The 16,216-nt window shown below is 72.0% G+C and carries 13 protein-coding genes and 1 tRNA gene; 8 read left to right on the top strand and 6 right to left on the bottom strand.

All coding sequences use genetic code 11. The features are described from left to right. The 7 genes from A6A29_RS10665 to A6A29_RS10635 all read left to right on the top strand — a co-directional run bounded on the left by A6A29_RS10665 (window position 1) and on the right by A6A29_RS10635 (window position 9,311). On the top strand, window positions 1–1,074 hold the full coding sequence (locus A6A29_RS10665) for an LLM class flavin-dependent oxidoreductase (RefSeq protein ID WP_073719785.1): 1,074 nt from the start codon (window positions 1–3) through the stop codon (window positions 1,072–1,074). Between the two features lie 411 nt (window positions 1,075–1,485). After that, window positions 1,486–2,286 carry a VOC family protein gene (locus tag A6A29_RS10660; protein WP_073719784.1) on the top strand — a complete coding sequence of 267 codons (801 nt, stop codon included), beginning with the start codon at window positions 1,486–1,488 and terminating at the stop codon, window positions 2,284–2,286. A 172-nt stretch (window positions 2,287–2,458) separates the two neighbouring features. After that, entirely contained in the window at window positions 2,459–2,716 is a 258-nt protein-coding gene (locus A6A29_RS10655; protein ID WP_073719783.1) for a WhiB family transcriptional regulator, read from the top strand. Between the two features lie 265 nt (window positions 2,717–2,981). Then, window positions 2,982–3,054, top strand: a tRNA-Val gene (locus A6A29_RS10650). A gap of 16 nt (window positions 3,055–3,070) precedes the next feature. Then, the gene (locus tag A6A29_RS10645; RefSeq protein ID WP_079182689.1) at window positions 3,071–4,516 is read left to right on the top strand and encodes an SDR family NAD(P)-dependent oxidoreductase; all 1,446 of its coding nucleotides are present in this window, start codon (window positions 3,071–3,073) and stop codon (window positions 4,514–4,516) included. A gap of 161 nt (window positions 4,517–4,677) precedes the next feature. Further along, the gene (locus tag A6A29_RS10640; RefSeq protein ID WP_073719782.1) at window positions 4,678–5,826 is read left to right on the top strand and encodes a ribonuclease inhibitor; all 1,149 of its coding nucleotides are present in this window, start codon (window positions 4,678–4,680) and stop codon (window positions 5,824–5,826) included. A 101-nt stretch (window positions 5,827–5,927) separates the two neighbouring features. Beyond that, complete coding sequence (locus A6A29_RS10635; protein ID WP_073719781.1) at window positions 5,928–9,311, top strand: hypothetical protein; 3,384 nt, start codon at window positions 5,928–5,930, stop codon at window positions 9,309–9,311. Between the two features lie 242 nt (window positions 9,312–9,553). Here A6A29_RS10635 and A6A29_RS10630 read toward each other — a convergent pair whose 3' ends face one another. The 5 genes from A6A29_RS10630 to A6A29_RS10610 all read right to left on the bottom strand — a co-directional run bounded on the left by A6A29_RS10630 (window position 9,554) and on the right by A6A29_RS10610 (window position 14,997). Beyond that, the gene (locus A6A29_RS10630; protein ID WP_073719780.1) at window positions 9,554–10,528 is read right to left on the bottom strand and encodes an acyl-ACP desaturase; all 975 of its coding nucleotides are present in this window, start codon (window positions 10,526–10,528) and stop codon (window positions 9,554–9,556) included. Window positions 10,529–10,645: 117 nt separating this feature from the next. Beyond that, the gene (gene ddaH / locus A6A29_RS10625; RefSeq protein WP_073719779.1) at window positions 10,646–11,422 is read right to left on the bottom strand and encodes a dimethylargininase; all 777 of its coding nucleotides are present in this window, start codon (window positions 11,420–11,422) and stop codon (window positions 10,646–10,648) included. Between the two features lie 38 nt (window positions 11,423–11,460). Beyond that, window positions 11,461–13,737: an ATP-binding cassette domain-containing protein gene (locus tag A6A29_RS10620; RefSeq protein ID WP_073719778.1), complete on the bottom strand. Its 2,277-nt coding sequence runs from the start codon at window positions 13,735–13,737 to the stop codon at window positions 11,461–11,463. Window positions 13,738–13,942: 205 nt separating this feature from the next. Continuing rightward, entirely contained in the window at window positions 13,943–14,134 is a 192-nt protein-coding gene (locus A6A29_RS10615) for a hypothetical protein (protein WP_073719777.1), read from the bottom strand. Between the two features lie 11 nt (window positions 14,135–14,145). After that, window positions 14,146–14,997: a Scr1 family TA system antitoxin-like transcriptional regulator gene (locus tag A6A29_RS10610; RefSeq protein ID WP_073719776.1), complete on the bottom strand. Its 852-nt coding sequence runs from the start codon at window positions 14,995–14,997 to the stop codon at window positions 14,146–14,148. A gap of 219 nt (window positions 14,998–15,216) precedes the next feature. Between A6A29_RS10610 and A6A29_RS10605 the strand changes: the two genes are divergently transcribed. Next, a complete protein-coding gene (locus A6A29_RS10605; protein WP_241838412.1) occupies window positions 15,217–15,621 on the top strand; it encodes an ATP-binding protein in 405 nt (134 codons plus the stop codon). A 102-nt stretch (window positions 15,622–15,723) separates the two neighbouring features. Here A6A29_RS10605 and A6A29_RS10600 read toward each other — a convergent pair whose 3' ends face one another. Further along, window positions 15,724–16,140: an SsgA family sporulation/cell division regulator gene (locus tag A6A29_RS10600; protein WP_073719774.1), complete on the bottom strand. Its 417-nt coding sequence runs from the start codon at window positions 16,138–16,140 to the stop codon at window positions 15,724–15,726. Between the last annotated feature and the right edge of the window lie 76 nt (window positions 16,141–16,216).

Here is a 16,216-nt window from a genome sequence, read left to right as displayed (position 1 = left end):
ATGCCGAGCGAAGTCCTCTGGTACATCATCCCGCGCGAAGGCGCCTACCCCTGGGAGCCGGCCGGTCGCCGCCCCGTCGACCTCGGCTATCTGAGCCGACTCGCCGGAACGGTCGAACAGCTCGGCTACAGCGGGGCGTTGCTCGCGACGGATCTCTACGACGTCTGGCCGCTCGGGAGTGCGCTCGCCGCCACCACCAGCACCCGGTTCAAACCCCTGCTGGCCGTCCACCCCGGGCTGATCTCGCCGACGCTGCTGGCCAAGATGGCGCTCAGCTTCGACACCCTGTTCGGCGGGCGACTGCGCTTCAACGTCGTCAACGGCTCGACCGCGTCCCTCCGGGAGTACGGCCTCCACGTGGAGCACGACGAACGGTACGAACTGAGCGCCGAATACTGGTCGATCGTGAAGCGCCTCACCGCGGGCGAGGTCTTCGACCACAAGGGGCGCTTCTACGACCTGAAGAACGCGGGCGCCTCCTTCCGTGAGCTGAAGCCCGTCCAGGACCCGCACATCCCGCTCTGGTTCGGCGGCTCGTCGGCGCCCGGCATCGAGATGGCGGCCGAGCACGTCGATGTGTTCCTGACCTGGGGCGAGCCTCCGCATCTGCTGAAGGAGAAGCTGGATCGGGTCCGTGCGCGTGCCGCGGCGTACGGCCGCACCCTGCGCATAGGACTGCGCCTCCACCTCATCGTCCGCGACACGGAGGACGAGGCGTGGGCGGCGGCGGACCGGCTCCTCGACGTCACCAGCGACGCCACGTACGCACGGCAGCTCGGCGACCGGGCGGGGGAGGACGGGGTCGGCTGGCAGCGTCAGTTCCGCCAGCACGGCGGCAAGGTCCCCGCCAGGGCGAGGGAGTTGGAGGCCCACCCCAATATGTGGCCGGGCATGAGCCTGTTCCGGCCGGGTCCCGGCACTGCGGTGGTCGGGTCGACGGCCCAGGTCGTCGAACGGCTCAAGGAGTTCGAGGACCTGGGCGTCGACACCTTCATCCTGTCCGGCAACCCGCTGCTGGAGGAGGCGTACCGGGTCGCCGAGACGGTACTTCCGGCACTCGGCGTACGCCACTGAGGAGAGACGCGCCGCACCGCCGCAATGCTTCGGCCCGCCCGGGGGGCCGCCCCTACGCTGGGCGGCATGGCACACACGATCGTCGTCGGATCAGGGCCGAACGGTCCGGCCGGGACCGTGCTGCCGCCCCGGGCGGGCGCCCCGGGGCACCACCCCGCTGCCGTCCGGCACCGGCTCCTCACCCAGTCGGCCGAGCATGCCGGCGGGCCGTCGGCCGCCGTGAGGCGCCCCATGGGCCACAGCCCGCGCCGGTGCGCCGAAGACGGCCCCTCCTGTATCCGCGTTTCACGCGGCGGACCCGGCCTCGCGCGGACTGCGGCCGTCACGGCCCGGTGCGAGACTCGGAAAGTCAGGAGAAAGGCCCGCGCATCAGGACAAGCGAGACCATGGGACTCGCTGAAGGAGCACACCATGCTCAGCCCCACTTTCGTCGACGGCATCCCCAACTGGATCGACCTCGGTACACCGGACCTCGACGGCGCCACCGCCTTCTACCACGGTCTCTTCGGCTGGGATCTGGTCCCGGGAGGTCCCGAGGTCGGGGGCTACGGGATGTACACACTGGGCGGCCGCACCGCCGCCGGTGTGATGAAGGTCCCCGCGGAGCAGTCGAAGAGTGCCTGGTCGGTCTTCTTCCAGTCGCCCGACGCCTCCGCCACGGCCAAGAAGGTGGAGCGGGCGGGCGGCGCCGTGCTGCTGGAACCCATGGACGTCATGGAGTTCGGCCGCATGGCCGGCTTCAAGGACAACGCCGGGGCGTACTTCGGTGTCTGGCAGCCGAAGGAGAATCCGGGCCTGGGCGTCATCCGGGAACCGGGCGCGTTCCTCTGGGCCGAGCTCTACACCCCGGAGGTGCCCCCGGCCGCCGCGTTCTTCCAGAAGGTCTTCGGCTGGCAGACCGACGAGATGGGGTTCGACGGCGGCGCGTACACCTACACCACGGTGCGCCCCGCGAACGCCGGACCCGATTCGGCCTTCGGCGGCCTCGTGCCCTTCAAGGACTCACCCACCGAGGCGGCGGCAGGTCCGCACTGGCTGCCGTACTTCACGGTCGATGACGTCGACGCCGCGGTGGCCGGGGCGAAGCGGCTCGGCGGCAAGGAGACCCTGGCGGCCATGGACATCCCGGAGGTCGGCAGGATGGCCAACCTCGCCGACCCCTACGGCGCCGCCTTCGCCGTGATCAGGCCCGCTCCGAGGCAGGCCGGCTGACCGGCCGCCCGACGGGACGGCGGCTGCTGCGCACCGGCCGTCCCCACCGGACCGGGCCGTCGCGCCCCGGGCCGTTCCGACCGGACCGGGCCGGGCCGTTCCGCCTCGGGCCGTGACCCCGATTGATGAATCGTTGATCGGTCGTTTATCGGGACCGGGCACCGTGAGGCCCATGCTGATCAACACCGTGACCGAAGACGAGACGCTCGCCTGGCAGGAGAGCGCGCTGTGCGCGCAGGCCGGACCCGAGTTCTTCTTCCCCGCTCCGGGCAGCTCGACGCGCGAGGCCAAGCAGTTGTGCAACGCCTGCGAGGGACGAGTGGCCTGCCTGGAGTACGCACTCACCAACGACGAGCGGTTCGGCGTCTGGGGCGGACTCTCCGAGAAGGAGCGCGAACGGCTGCGCCGAGCCGATCGCGACCGGGCCTGAACCACCGTACCGAGCCGAGCCGAGCCGATCCCGACCGGGCCTGAACCACCGTACCGAGGGGCCCGCGCCCGCCCGGTACGTCCGCCGCACAGGACGGCGGACCGGCCCCGGATCACCCGGTGGCACCCACGCTCCCACGGTCGCCCCGGCCGAGCGGCGGACGGCCGCTTATTCGTGCGGACGCCCGGGTGACAGCTGGTTAGTATCTCCCCATGCCCGGACGAGTCGCAGAAACAGGCGCGTCGTCGGGGCAGGCCGCCCCCGGGGTCCCGTAGCGCAGAGGCAGACGCGTCCGTATGACATGCGGAGGGACGCCGGTTCGAATCCGGTCGGGACCACGGGGAGCGCAGAGGCATGCACCACGAAGCGACGTACCGCCACGACGGACCGGCCGAGGTCCGGGCCTCGGGCGGGAGCGCGCGCCCCGCGTCCGCGGACCCGCACGAGGTGGGCCCGGGACGGACCGTCACCGACGCGGAGTCGGCCGACTTCGACCGGCTCGTCGCCCGGTTTCGCGCACTGCCCGCCGACGACCCCGTCCGCCTCCGCGCCGAACAGGTCGCCGCGTCGTTCACCCGCGACGGCCGCAGCAAGCGCCGCAGGGCGAGCGGCGAGCGGCGCGCCGCCGCGGACGCCACCGTCCTGGCGGCCACCGCGACCGGCGCCGAGAGCCGGCGGGAGGACGCCCCGCTCGACCCCGCGGGTGCGGCCCCGGCCCCCGCGGGCACGCTGACCCGGCCCCGACGCTGCTACATCTGCAAGTCGGGGTACCGCCGGGTCGACTCCTTCTACCACCTCCTGTGCCCGGAGTGCGCGACGGAGAACAGGGCCCGGCGCACCAGCCGTACGGATCTGTCGGGGCGGCGCGCCCTGCTGACCGGAGGGCGCGTCAAGATCGGATTCCAGCTGGCGCTGATGATGCTCAGGGACGGAGCGGACCTTCTCGTCACCACCCGCTTCCCGCACGATCTGCTGCGCCGGTTCCGGGCCGTGGCCGACAGCCGGCAGTGGCTGGAACGGCTCACCGTGCTCGCCGTGGACCTGCGCGACCCGCGCCAGGTCCTGGGCCTGTGCGAGCAGTTGCGGGAAGCCGGTGAACCGCTCGACATCCTCGTCAACAACGCGGCCCAGACCGTGCGTCGGCCACCCGGTGCGTACGCCCTGCTGACGGCGGGGGAGCACGGTGCGCTGCCCACCGGCGCGCTGCGCGCACCCGGCTACACGCCGATGTCCGCCGTCGGGGGCTCCGTCGCCCCCGGGGCGTTGGCCCTGCTGCTGCCCGACGCGGACGAGGCGGGTCTGCTGCCCGACACCTCACCCGTGAACTCCTGGTCGGCGCGGATCGGCTCGCTCGACCCCGCCGAGGTTCTGGAGACCCAGCTGGTCAACGCGCTGGCCCCGGCGCTGCTCTGCGACCGGCTGCTCCCCCTGCTCCTGGCCTCGCCGGGGCCACGTCGCTACATCGTCAATGTGACAGCGGTGGAAGGCCGGTTCGCGGTGCGCAACAAGACGGGCGGCCACCCGCACACCAATATGGCCAAGGCGGCACTCAACATGCTCACCCGTACCAGCGGCGCCGAACTCGCGGAACAGGGCGTCCATATGTGTGCCGTCGACACCGGTTGGATCACGGACGAGAACCCGGCCCCGAAGAAGCGAAGACTCGCCGCCGGAGGTTTCCGGACGCCCCTCGACATAGTCGACGGGGCGGCCCGCGTCTACGACCCGATCGTCCGGGGCGAGGCCGGATCACCCGTCTCCGGTGTGTTCCTCAAGGACTACCGGGAGGCGTCGTGGTGACCCCCGTGACGCCCCCGCCCCCGTCCCCGTCCCCGCCCCCGTCCTCTCCCCCGCCCCCGTCCTCTCCGACGCCCCCGTCCTCTCCGACGTCGCCGTCCTCTCCGACGTCTCCGGCCTCCGCGTCGGCCACGTCCTCGCCCCCGTACGCGGGAGTGCCCCCGGTGCTGCCCCGCTCGGTCGCGGAACTCGCCCCGCTGCTGGGCTGGTTGCACTCCGGCGTGAGCGCCGACGAACGGCTGGACTTCCCGTCGGGCACCGCACTGCCCGACGGCCGTCTGGACCTGTGCAAACAGGCGCTCGGCCCCCAGGGAGCCGCACTGGTAGCCGGTGCCCTGCACCCCCGTACGGCGGACGGCGGACCCGCCCCCGTACGGCATCTGCTGCTCGGCACCGACGGGCTGGGTGACGAGGGCGCCGGAGCCGTCGCGGACCGCAGCGCGGGAACCGGTGTGGAGACCCTCTACCTGGGCTGCAACCGGATCACCGCGGGCGGCGCCTGCCGGATCGCGGACAGCCTGCGCGCCTCGCAGCACATGGTGACCGGGGTCTGGCTCAAGCGGAACCCGCTCGGCACCGGAGGCGGACAGGCGGCGGCCCAGCTCGTCGAGGCCGCCGCCACGCTCCGTACCCTCGACCTCGTCCAGACCGGACTCGACGCGGCGGGCACCGCCGTCCTCGCCGAGGCGATGCTCACCGCGGCAGCGGCGGGGCGGCCCGTGGAGCGGCTGTTCATCGGCGGCAACGCGCTCGGACCCGCCGGCGCGGCACCGCTGGCGGCACTCCTGGCCGCCGGGGCGATCACCGAACTCTACGTATCGGCAGCCCGGTTGGGGGACGAGGGGGCCGATCTGCTCGCTGCCGGCCTGGCCCGCGCGCCGTACGGCCGTACCGCCCGGATCTCCGTCGCCAGCAACGGGATCGGGCCCCGCGCCGCGGCCCGGCTGGTGACGGCGGCCGCGACGGCGGGTGTGCATCTGCTCGACCTGGGCCGGGTCCGGGCCGCCGGGACCCTCGGAGCGCCGGACAACCACATCGACGCCGAGGCCGCCGCACGGATCGGGTCCTCTCTCGCGGCGCTCCCGCACCTGCTGACCCACCTGGTCCTCAGCCACACGGGCATGCGCAGCCGGGAGGCCCACCGCATCCTGGACACCGCCGCGGACGCGAGCACGGCGACCCGCTACGTCCTGGGCAAGGGCATCGCGACCAGTGTCCGGCGTCGGCTCGACGCGTTCAGCGCGCACCTGCCGCGTCCCACGGCGCACGCCGATGTCGCCGCGGTGCGCAGCGTCCACCGGACCGTCAGGTAGGGAGCCGCGGCCGGTCGGCGGTGTCGGCCGTGGCGGGGCCGTTGTGGATACGGTCCGTAAACCTCTGGGGTGATCCTGTCCGGGCACGGCAGAATCGCCCCATGACCGACGCTCAGCCGCTCGTCCTCGCCTGCACCCTGCTCGATGCCCTGGAACCGCTCCCGTACCACCGGCGCATGCGGGAACTCGCCGTGCGCGCCGAACACCTGGCCGCGGACGGGGTGCTGCGGCCGGTCCTGGAGGAACTGGCGGGCGGCGATCCCTATGAGCGTCACCTCGCCGTCGTCGCCGCGGCCGTCGCCCGCGACACCGGGTGGATCGAGGACCGCATCGCCGACGAGGACCCCCGCGTCAGGGGCGTGGCCCTGCGGGTGGCGCACAGTCTCGGGGTACCGGACACCGCGTACGAGGCGGCCCTCGACGACGCGCCGGCGGCCGTACGCCGCCAGTTGATCCGGGCGATCGTCGCCGACCGCCGCACCGCACTGGCCGACCGGCTGATCGAACCCCTGCGCGGGACCTGGGGCGACGCCGAGGCGTCCCGGCTGCTGCCCGGCTGTTCGTCCGAGGTGGTGGACCGGCTGCTGCCCGAACTGTTCCGTTCGGTGAGCTGCTGGTCCTCCCTCGGCACCCGCCACCCCCGCCCGTTCCTCGACGCCGCGGAACGCGACCTGGCGTCGCGGCCCAGGACGCGACGTGACGCCTGGTGGCAGTGGTACGGCCATGAACGCGGGGTCGCCGCGGCGGTGGCGACCCACCCGCACCGGGTCCTCGACCTCCTGGAGCGGTACGGCCCCTCGGCGCTTCCGGTGCGCCGGAGGCTCGGCGAGCTCCTCGCGGCCGACCCGGTCCGCTTCGCGCGTCTGTTCCTCGGCCCCGAAGGCTTTTCGCTGCCTCGCGGAGGGGTGCTCAGCAAGGTGCTGCTGCGACGGCTGGCCCGTACGGTGCCCGAAGAGCTGTTCGTCGAACTCGGCCGGTCCGTCGCGGACTTCGGGGATCTGCTCGCCGGGCTGGTCCTGGCCCTGCCGCCGGGCCGTCGCGGCGCGTTCTACGACGCGGTCGTGGAGGGCCGGGGCGACGGCGCGTCCGGCACCGTCGACACCATGGTGCTGGACGCGCTGCCCCGCAGCCATGTGGCGCCCGTGGCCCGGCGGATGGCGGCGAGAGCCCGTGACCGAGGGGCAGGCCGGGACACGGTCCTGCTCGCCGAGTCGTATCTGCCGGTCGCGGAGGTACGCGAACGGCTCCTGGCGGCGACGCGCAGGCCCGCCGCCGACGACCGCGCCGAAGCCTGGTCGCTGCTCATCCGCAACGCGGGCCGCTCCGCGGATCCGGCCGCCGTCGCCACCGTGCTCGACGACATGCTGCGGCTGCGCAACGAACAGGACCCGGTCCGCTCCGCCGCGCTGCGCGCCCTGCTCACCGTCCCGCCCGCGCTCTGCACCGACGCCGTGGAACCCCTGCTGGACCGGATAGCCACGGATGCGGTGGAGGCCCGCGACTCGTCGGCGGCCACCCGCTCCGCACTCAGCGCGCTCGCCGTGGGCGTCCTGCGCGAACACGCGGTCACCGGGCAGCGCGCCCTGCTGAACTGGGCCCTGCGCACCCTGGTCCGGATCTCCGGGAACAGCGGGAGCGCGGACCTCGGCCGGCTCGACCGGACCCTGGGCCGGGGCCAGGAGCACACCGTGCTCGAAGCGCTCAGGCCCTGGCTGGAGGCGGGGGCCGAGCGGTCGGACTACGGCCTCGTCCTCGCCCTGGCACGGGCCGTGGGCCGTCGCGCCGCGACCATGCCGGAGCTTCAGGAAATGCTCCGGCAGGCGGTTCTCTACGGCAACAGCTCCACCGCCCGGACCGCGATCGGCTTCCGGCTGGAGCCGCCCGCGCACCGGGACGAACGCGTCGAGAGCATTCTGACCCGCGACCCGTCGGCCATCGCCCTGCCCGCCGTGCGGCAGGTGCTCACCGGTCGCCGTACCGATCTGCTCGACCGCTTCCTCGGCGAGACACCGCCGTGGGGAAGGTTCCTCGCCGCGGGGACCCCATGGACCGTGCCCGTGGACAACGACGTGATCCGCTGGGTGCCGCGGCAGCACCGGGCCGCCGGCCGGGACCTGGAACGGGTCGTGCGGGACGAGAAGCTGCCGCTGTATTCCCGGGCCTCGGCCCTCGGGCAACTGGCCCGGCTGCCGGGCATCGGCGCCGATGCCGTACGCCCCTGGACCGGATCGGCCGACATCGTGCTCGCCGAGGCGGCGCTCGCCGCGCTCGCCCGCACCGACAGGCCCGCCGAGGTGCTGCCCGGTCTGCTCGCGCACACCGGTGACGACCGCGCCCGCGTCGCCGTGTACGCGGCGGGCCGCGTCTCCCTGTTCGTGCGGCCTTCCCTGCTGGCCGAGTCGCTGGCCACGCGGATGGCGCCCGGCACCGGCAAGGTGACCAGCCGCAAGGAGGCGGTGCGGCTCGCCGCGCTCCGGCTGCCCACCACACATGCGGCGGGCCTGCTCGCCCACGCGTACGCCCTGCCGGACCAGCATCCGGACGTGCGGGCCGCCTGTGTGGCCTTCGGTGTCCCCCTGCTCGACGACGAGCGGATGTGGGACGTGCTGGCCGACGCGGCGAGCGGTGCCGGTGCGCCGCGTTCCGCCGTGCTGCGGGCGCACCCGGCGGAGCTGGCCGCCGGACACCGGCAGCGGTACGCCGGGCTGGTCCAGCAGGTGTGCGACACCGACGACGAGGAGCTCGCCGCCCTCGCCCACCACGCGGTGGCCCGCTGGCTGCCGTGGGCGCCCGGCGCGTGCGACGTCCTGGTGGGCGCGCTCACCGACCTGGACCGGCGCGGTACCTGGCGGTCCGCGGCGGACGCGCTGATCGAGGCGGCCATGGCGGTCCCGGAGGCGGTGGATGCGCTGAACCGGGTACTGACGGCCCTGGCCACCGACGACACGGCGGACGAGGCGGGCGCCGAGCGGGACCGGCCCGCCCGGCAGCGGGTGGTGTACGTGGCCGAGGCGCTCGGCCGGCGGATCGCGTCGCGCGGCCCGCGGACACGGGCCGTGCTCGGCGCCACCGGGGAAGTACTCGCCGGATTCCGGGACTTCGTGCCGCAGGCGGCCGGTCTGCTCGCGCACGCCGTGGATCTCGACGCGGACGCGGAGCCCCTGTACTCCGCGCTGGTCCGGCTCGCCGGACTGCACCACGGGCGGCCGGTGCTCGCCGCCCGTACCGCGCTGAGCGTCGGCCGGCGGGCCGGCGCCGCGGACGGTCCGGCCGTCGGCGGCCTCGACACGCTGCTCGTCGTCACCGCACGCCTCACGGGCAGCGGCGACCCGGCCGAAGGACTGTTCGCCGCCGGACTGACCGTGGCGGGAGGCCGTCGCACGGGCTGGACGGGGCCCTGGCGCACCCAACTGCGGATGCTGCGCCAGCATCCGGTCGCCGATGTGCGGGACGTCGCGTACGCGGAGGTGACGGCGCGCGAGTGAGTCGGGCCCGACCTGACACGAGCGCGCGAGTGAGCCGGGGGCAGACCTGACACGAGCGCGGGACTGAGCGCGGGAGCGAACGGGGCCGGAACGACGCGAGCGCCGGACGGCCCGTGGTGTCGGGTCCGTCCGGCGCTCGGTGGTCGGTGCTCGGCGGTCGCTGTCGTGTGCGGGGGTGTGTCAGTCCCGCACGGTCATACCCGCACGGTCATACCCGCACGGTCATACCCGCACGGGGAGGGTCAGGCCCGGCCGCGCGCGGCCATGCGTGCCTTGCGGGCCGCCAGCTTCTCGTCGAACTTCGACGCCTCGCTGTCCAGGCCGCCCATGTACAGGCCCAGTTCGTCCTGTGCCTTCAGACCCTCCGGGCCGAGCCCGTCGATGTCGAGGACCTTCAGGTAGCGCAGGACCGGCTGGATCACGTCGTCGTGGTGGATGCGCATGTTGTAGATCTCACCGATCGCCATCTGCGCTGCGGCCCGCTCGAAGCCCGGCATCCCGTGTCCCGGCATCCGGAAGTTCACGACGACATCGCGCACGGCCTGCATCGTCAGGTCCGGGGCGAGCTCGAAGGCGGCGCCCAGGAGGTTGCGGTAGAAGACCATGTGGAGGTTCTCGTCGGTCGCGATCCGGGCCAGCATCCGGTCGCAGACCGGGTCGCCCGACTGGTGGCCGGTGTTGCGGTGCGAGACCCGGGTCGCCAGCTCCTGGAAGGCGACGTACGCGACGGAGTGCAGCATCGAGTGGCGGTTGTCCGACTCGAAGCCCTCCGCCATGTGCGCCATGCGGAACTGCTCCAGCTTGTCCGGGTCCACGGCGCGCGAGGTGAGCAGATAGTCGCGCATCACGATGCCGTGCCGGCCCTCCTCCGCGGTCCAGCGGTGCACCCAGGTGCCCCAGGCGCCGTCACGGCCGAAGAGCGAGGCGATCTCGTGGTGGTAGCTCGGGAGGTTGTCCTCGGTCAGCAGATTCACGACCAGCGCGATCTTGCCGATGTCGGTCACCTTGGACTGCTCCGGCGCCCACGCGTCGCCGTCCTCGAAGACACCGGGGAAATTCCGGCCGTCGGAGAACGGGACGTACTCGTGCGGCATCCAGTCCTTGGCGACCTTGAGATGGCGGTTGAGTTCTTTCTCCACCACCTCTTCCAGCGCGTACAGCAGCTGGGCGTCGGTCCACGCCTTCGAACTGCCGAGGTGGGGAGAGGTGATCGTCACGGGGAGCTCCTGGGGACGGGAGAATTACCTACGGCTTCGTAGGTTACGTGACCGTAGGTTAAAGCGACGTTAAGGCCCAAGCCAAGCCCGTCCCTCCGGGCATCCGCTTACGTACCGTTATGTGTGCAGGTCACGGACGCGTACGGAGAGGCATGTCACGCAGCCTTCCAGTTTTTCGAACTCGCTGATATCGACCGCGACGGGCCGGAATCCGAGCTCCCGGAACAGTTCGGCGGACTTCGGGGCGCTCGCCGCCAGCAGCAGATCGCCGCCCCCGAGCAGCACCACATGCGCGCCCGCCTCCTCCGGCACCGGCAGGAACCGGCCGAACACCGAGGGCTCGTCGACCAGCGGCGGGTACCCGATGACCGTCCCGTCGGGGAGCGCCGTCACCGCGGACTTCAGATGCAGAACCGTGCTGATCGGCACCGCCACGACACAGGCGCCCAAGGGCTCGAAGGCGGCCCGGAGCTGCCGGACCCCCTCCGCGTTCGTCCGCCCGCCGCGCCCGACGTACACCGTGTCGCCGATCTTCAGGACATCGCCGCCATCCAGCGTGCCGGGCTCGCGGATCCGGTTGACCGAGCAGCCGAGCCGCACCAGCGCCTCCTCGACGCCCGGGGTCTCGCCCCGGCGGGACTCCGCCCCGGACCGGGCGATCAGCGCCACATTGCGGAACATCACGACGGCGTCCTCGACGAACACCCCGTCCGGGCAGTCGTCGGCCCGATCCGCCTCGACCGTGTCCCAGCCGTGCTCGGCGAGCACGGCGACGTACCGCTCCCACTGCTCGGCGGCCGCCCCGACGTCGACGGGTATGCGCTCGACACGGGTCACGAGCCCCTCGCCGAGTCGCGGGCTCACACGGCGGACCAGGGCTGTTCTGCTGGGCACGAGGGCTCTCCAGGGGCGCGGCGGCGGTCGGGCTGCCATCATGCCCCGCGGCCTCGCGGCTGCTCCAGATCCCGGCGCAGATACGCGGCGGTGAACGATGTGCGATGCGCCGCCAGCGCCGACGGGGTGCCCTCGAAGACCAGCTCGCCGCCGTTCCTGCCGCCGTCGGGGCCGAGGTCGATCACCCAGTCCGCCCGCTTGACCACATCCAGGTTGTGCTCGACGCAGATGACGGTGTTGCCCGCGTCGACCAGCCGGTCCAGCAGATCCACCAGCGTGCCGGTGTCGGCCATGTGCAGTCCGGTCGTCGGTTCGTCCAGGACGTACACACTGCCCGTACGGTGCAGCCGCGTCGCGAGCTTGATGCGCTGGCGCTCACCGCCCGAGAGCGAACTGAGGGGCCGCCCCAGCGTGAGGTATCCGAGCCCGACGTCGTCCAGCGTGCGCAACTTCCGCAGCAGGGACGGGTCGTCGAACAGCTCGATGGCCTGAGCGGCCGTCATGTCCAGGACGTCGACAATGGACTTGCCGCCGAGCCGGTGCGCGAGGACGTCGTCCTGGAAGCGCCGCCCCTCGCACATCCGGCAGGTCGTGGTGACCGGATCCATGAACGCGAGATCGGTGATGATCACGCCTCGCCCGGTACACGCGGCGCAGGCGCCCGAGGAGTTGAAGCTGAACAGCCCCGGATCGACGCCGTTCTCCTTGGCGAAGACCTTGCGGATGATGTCGAGCGCGCCGAGGTACGAGGCCGGGGTGGACCGGGACGAGGCGGTGATCGCCGTCTGGTCGACGACCACCGTGTCCGGGTACGCCGCCGTGAACACCCGTGACACCAGAGTCGACTTGCCGGACCCGGCCACCCCGGTCACCGCCGTCAGCACACCGACGGGGAACGACACGTCCACGCCCTTGAGGTTGTGCAGGTCGGCACCGGACACCGGCAGCCACCCGGTGGGGGAGCGGAACGCCTCCTTGACCGTGGTGCGCCGGCGCAGACACCGGCCGGTGAGCGTACCGGCCTCGCGCAGCCGGTCGAAGGGCCCCTCGAAGACGACGCGTCCGCCGTCGGTGCCGGCGCCCGGCCCCATGTCGACGACATGGTCGGCGACGGCCATCACATCCGGGTCGTGTTCCACGACCAGCACGGTGTTGCCCTTGTCCCGGAGCCGTACCAGCAGATCGTTGAGCCTGCCGACGTCGCGCGGGTGCAGTCCGACGCTCGGCTCGTCGAAGACGAAGGTCAGACCGGTGAGTGAACTGCCCAGATGACGCACCATCTTGAGCCGCTGTCCCTCACCGCCCGACAGCGTGGTGGTCTCCCGGTCCAGACTGAGATAGCCGAGGCCGATGCCGACCAGCCGCTCCAGCCGTTCGCGGGCGGCCAGCGCGATCGGACCCGCCACCGGATCGTCGATCTTCGCCAGTACGCCGACGAGGTCGGCCACCTCCATCCTCGCGTAGTCGGCGGGGGAGTGCCCGTCGATACGGGTGGCGAGCGCCGCCGCGTTGAGCCGCGCACCGTCGCAGGAGCCGCACACCGTCTCGACGGTGAACCGGCGGGCGGCCTCGCGCCGTTTCTCGGAGAGCGACTCGGTGTCCCGCTTGAGGTAGAGCCGGTCGAAGCGTTCCACGACGCCCTCGAACCGCATGTCCGCCGAGGCCGTCCGGAGCTCCAGGCGGACCGTGAACCCCTTGCCGTGCAGCAGGAGGCGGCGCTCCTCCTCGGTGTAGTCCGCGAGCGGCCGGTCGTTGTCGAAGCGCCCCGAACCGGCGTACAGGTTCCACTCCCAGCTGCCGACCGAGAGGCCGGGCAGCAGGAGAGCCCCTTCGTTGAGCGACTTCGTCCAGTCGACCGCCCGGTCGAGGTCCAGACGGACCGTGCGGCCCGCGCCGTCGCACTCGGGGCACATGCCGCTCGGATCGTTGAACGAGTACGCGGTCGCCGGACCGGCGCTCGGCGTGCCGTGCCGGGAGAACAGCACCCGGATGACCGACCAGATGTCGGTCATCGTGCCGACGGTGGAGCGCACATTGCCGCCCACGGGCTTCTGGTCGACGATGATCGCCACCGACAGGTCCTCGACGGACTCGACGTGCGGCCGCTCGTACTTCGGCAGCCGGTTCCTGAGGAACGAGGTGAAGGTCTCGTTCAGCTGCCGCCGCGATTCGACGGCGATCGTGTCGAAGACGATCGAGGACTTGCCCGACCCGGACACCCCGGTGAAGACGGTGATGCGGCCCTTGGGGAGAGTGAGGGAGACGTCGCGGAGGTTGTTCTCGCGCGCGCCGGTGATGACGATGCTCCGGTCCATGTTCCGATCCATGGTCGCGAAGCTAACCGGAATACCGGACAGGTCCTGTCGTGATTTATCGGGCTCCTGGGCCGGGCTTTCGGGCCGGGCGAGGCCCGGCCCAGGAGCCCGGCAGACCTCGGGCCCCCGGTGCTGATCCGCTCAGAGTGGTCGGCGTACTCGGAGCGCCGGGCACGGGGGCACGGGGCGTTCGCAGGATGACGGGTCAGAGCAGATGGTCCGCGGCGCCGGACTTCACCGCGGCGATCAGCGCGCGCATCGCCTCGATGGAGTCGGTGATGTACGTGGCGGTGTCGGTGGTGGACCCGATGTAGGCCCTTCCCTGGTCGTCCTGGCCGAAGCGGAAGCAGTTCGCGCCCTCGCTGCAGAAGGCTTCGTCCCAGCGGATATCGGTCATGGTCTCTCTCCTCAGAGGTCCTGGGCTATGCACCTGATGAAGTCGCGCGACTCCTGGACGGGCAGTGCGAGCGTCCGCAGTCGTTCCAACAGGCCCCGGTAGCGGCGCAGTTGCATGTCCGCGTCCAGCAGCATCGAACCGTGCGAGGAGTCGAGCTGCACGGTGTCGAGCTGAGGAACCGCGGCGCCCACATAGGTGAAGGACTGTCCCGCTCCGGGGAAGCCGCCGGCCGTGAACGGGATCACCCGGACCGTTGTCCGGTCCCGTTCGGACCGCTCCAGGATGTGGGCCAGCTGAGCGCCGCTCACCTTGGGTCCGCCGAACTGCATCCGCAGCGCCGCTTCATGGATCACCGCCTCGTACAACGGGGGCCGGTCCCGGTCCAGAACCTCCTGGCGGCGCAGCCGGAGCGAGAGCCGGGCTTGCAGATCCGGCCCCGGCAGCCGGGGGTCGGCGGTGTCGAACACCGCTCGCGCGTGCTCCTCCGTCTGGAGGAGACCGGGGATGTGCGTGGTGGTCGAAGTGTTCAACTCCACTGCATGGTATTCGAGTTCGGCGATGTCGAGCAGGCTCGGAAGCAGGAGTCCGCGGTGCTCCTCCCACCAGCCCCTGGCCCGCTCCTGCGCGATTTCGGCGAGCAGGTCGATCAGACCGGTGTCGGGGCAGCCGTAGTTGAAGGCCAGCGTCCGCACCCGCTCGGAACTTATGCCGAACCGACCCGACTCGATGTTCGGGATGCGGGTGCGGTCGACGCCCAGCAGGGCGGCGGCCTGCTGGGCCGACATTCCGGATTGTTCCCGCAGCTTGCGCAGCTCGTAGCCGAGGCGCTGCTGCCTGGCTGTCGGGGTGCTCCTGGGGGGCATGGTGGCCTCCTTCCGGTTGGGCGGTCGGCGAAATGACCGGAACAGCACGAGTAGTAGCACTGTGCTCCGGTGTGCGCTACGGTCGGTAGCGCAAGTCTCACACGGGGCGACCGTGCCTGTGTGTGATCGTCCCCACATGTACCGAGAAATGTGAGTACCTGGATGAAGGGCGCCATGTGTTGCCTCCCGGCACCCGTACCCGCGGGACCCCGCCCGCCGGTGCCGGACAATCTCAGTTATTCCTTCGCCCTGCCGGGCGGCGCGTATTGCGCGGGGCTCGCCCGCGAAGCCGTGCACGGACTCCTGGAGCGGCACGGACTCGCCGGACTGCGTGACCCGGCGGTCCTGGCGGCCTCCGAACTGGTGGCGGCCGCCTACCGGTTCACCCCCGACCGGGAGATGCTGCTGAAGGTGCACTGGCAGTTCGACGCGCTGCGCATCGTCCTCTACGACCAGCACCCGGCGCATGAGGAGGCCGAGCGGTCCGAGGAGTGCCGGGAGCGCCGCAGCGCGAGCATGTGGCTGCTGGCCGCCGCGGTCGACGAACACGGCGGGGACTGGGGACTGGCTCCGGCGCTGACACCTTCCGGCGGCTCCAAGACCTGGGCGTTACTTCACCCGTAGCGTCGACAAGCACCGGCGAGCGCTCACCGACCCCCGACGGGCGTCACCGGGCACCCGGAGCGTCACCAGGGCCCGTCGACCGTCACCAGGTCCCACCGGGCGTCAACAGGCCCCGCCGAGCAGGTCGGTCAGACTGCGGTCGAGGTCCATGAACCGGTGTTCGTCACCCACCGGCACCATCTTTTGGGCCCGGTCGAGGAACTGCCGCAGCTCCGCCGTCCGCACGTGCACCATCGCGACACCCTCGGCGGCATGGAACTCCAGCACCGTCCGCTCGAAACCGAACGGCCGCACCCGGACGTCGCCGACACCGGCCGGCGCGTCGATCCCCGTGGCGAGCAGCTCACGCGAGAATTCCCACGACACCTCGGTGCCTTCCAGGGTCGCCGGGCCGGGGAACGCCATGCGTACGGCGAACGGGTCCTCGCGGTCGTATTGCAGGGTGGCGGGCAGGGTCTCCATCTGCGGAGCGGATGCGACCATGCGGGCCTGCACGGACTGCTCGATAACGCTGGACAAGACCTGCTCCCTCTCACGGCTGGGTGAACGGCTCCCGGCATGGGAGTAGACGACGGATCTCCTCGATCCGTGCACT

The organism is Streptomyces sp. TSRI0281, from assembly GCF_001905125.1.
GTDB lineage: Bacteria > Actinomycetota > Actinomycetes > Streptomycetales > Streptomycetaceae > Streptomyces.
Note: the sequence above shows the minus strand (reverse complement) of the source record. Positions and strands in the feature narration are given on the sequence as shown.

What these genes read in the sequence shown, in the direction of transcription:
- A6A29_RS10665 (WP_073719785.1), top strand. Translation starts at nt 1, where the DNA reads ATGCCGAGCGAAGTCCTCTGGTACATCATCCCGCGCGAAGGCGCCTAC.
- A6A29_RS10660 (WP_073719784.1), top strand. Translation starts at nt 1,486, where the DNA reads ATGCTCAGCCCCACTTTCGTCGACGGCATCCCCAACTGGATCGACCTC.
- A6A29_RS10655 (WP_073719783.1), top strand. Translation starts at nt 2,459, where the DNA reads ATGCTGATCAACACCGTGACCGAAGACGAGACGCTCGCCTGGCAGGAG.
- A6A29_RS10645 (WP_079182689.1), top strand. Translation starts at nt 3,071, where the DNA reads ATGCACCACGAAGCGACGTACCGCCACGACGGACCGGCCGAGGTCCGG.
- A6A29_RS10635 (WP_073719781.1), top strand. Translation starts at nt 5,928, where the DNA reads ATGACCGACGCTCAGCCGCTCGTCCTCGCCTGCACCCTGCTCGATGCC.
- A6A29_RS10620 (WP_073719778.1), bottom strand. Translation starts at nt 13,737, where the DNA reads ATGGACCGGAGCATCGTCATCACCGGCGCGCGCGAGAACAACCTCCGC.
- A6A29_RS10615 (WP_073719777.1), bottom strand. Translation starts at nt 14,134, where the DNA reads ATGACCGATATCCGCTGGGACGAAGCCTTCTGCAGCGAGGGCGCGAAC.
- A6A29_RS10610 (WP_073719776.1), bottom strand. Translation starts at nt 14,997, where the DNA reads ATGCCCCCCAGGAGCACCCCGACAGCCAGGCAGCAGCGCCTCGGCTAC.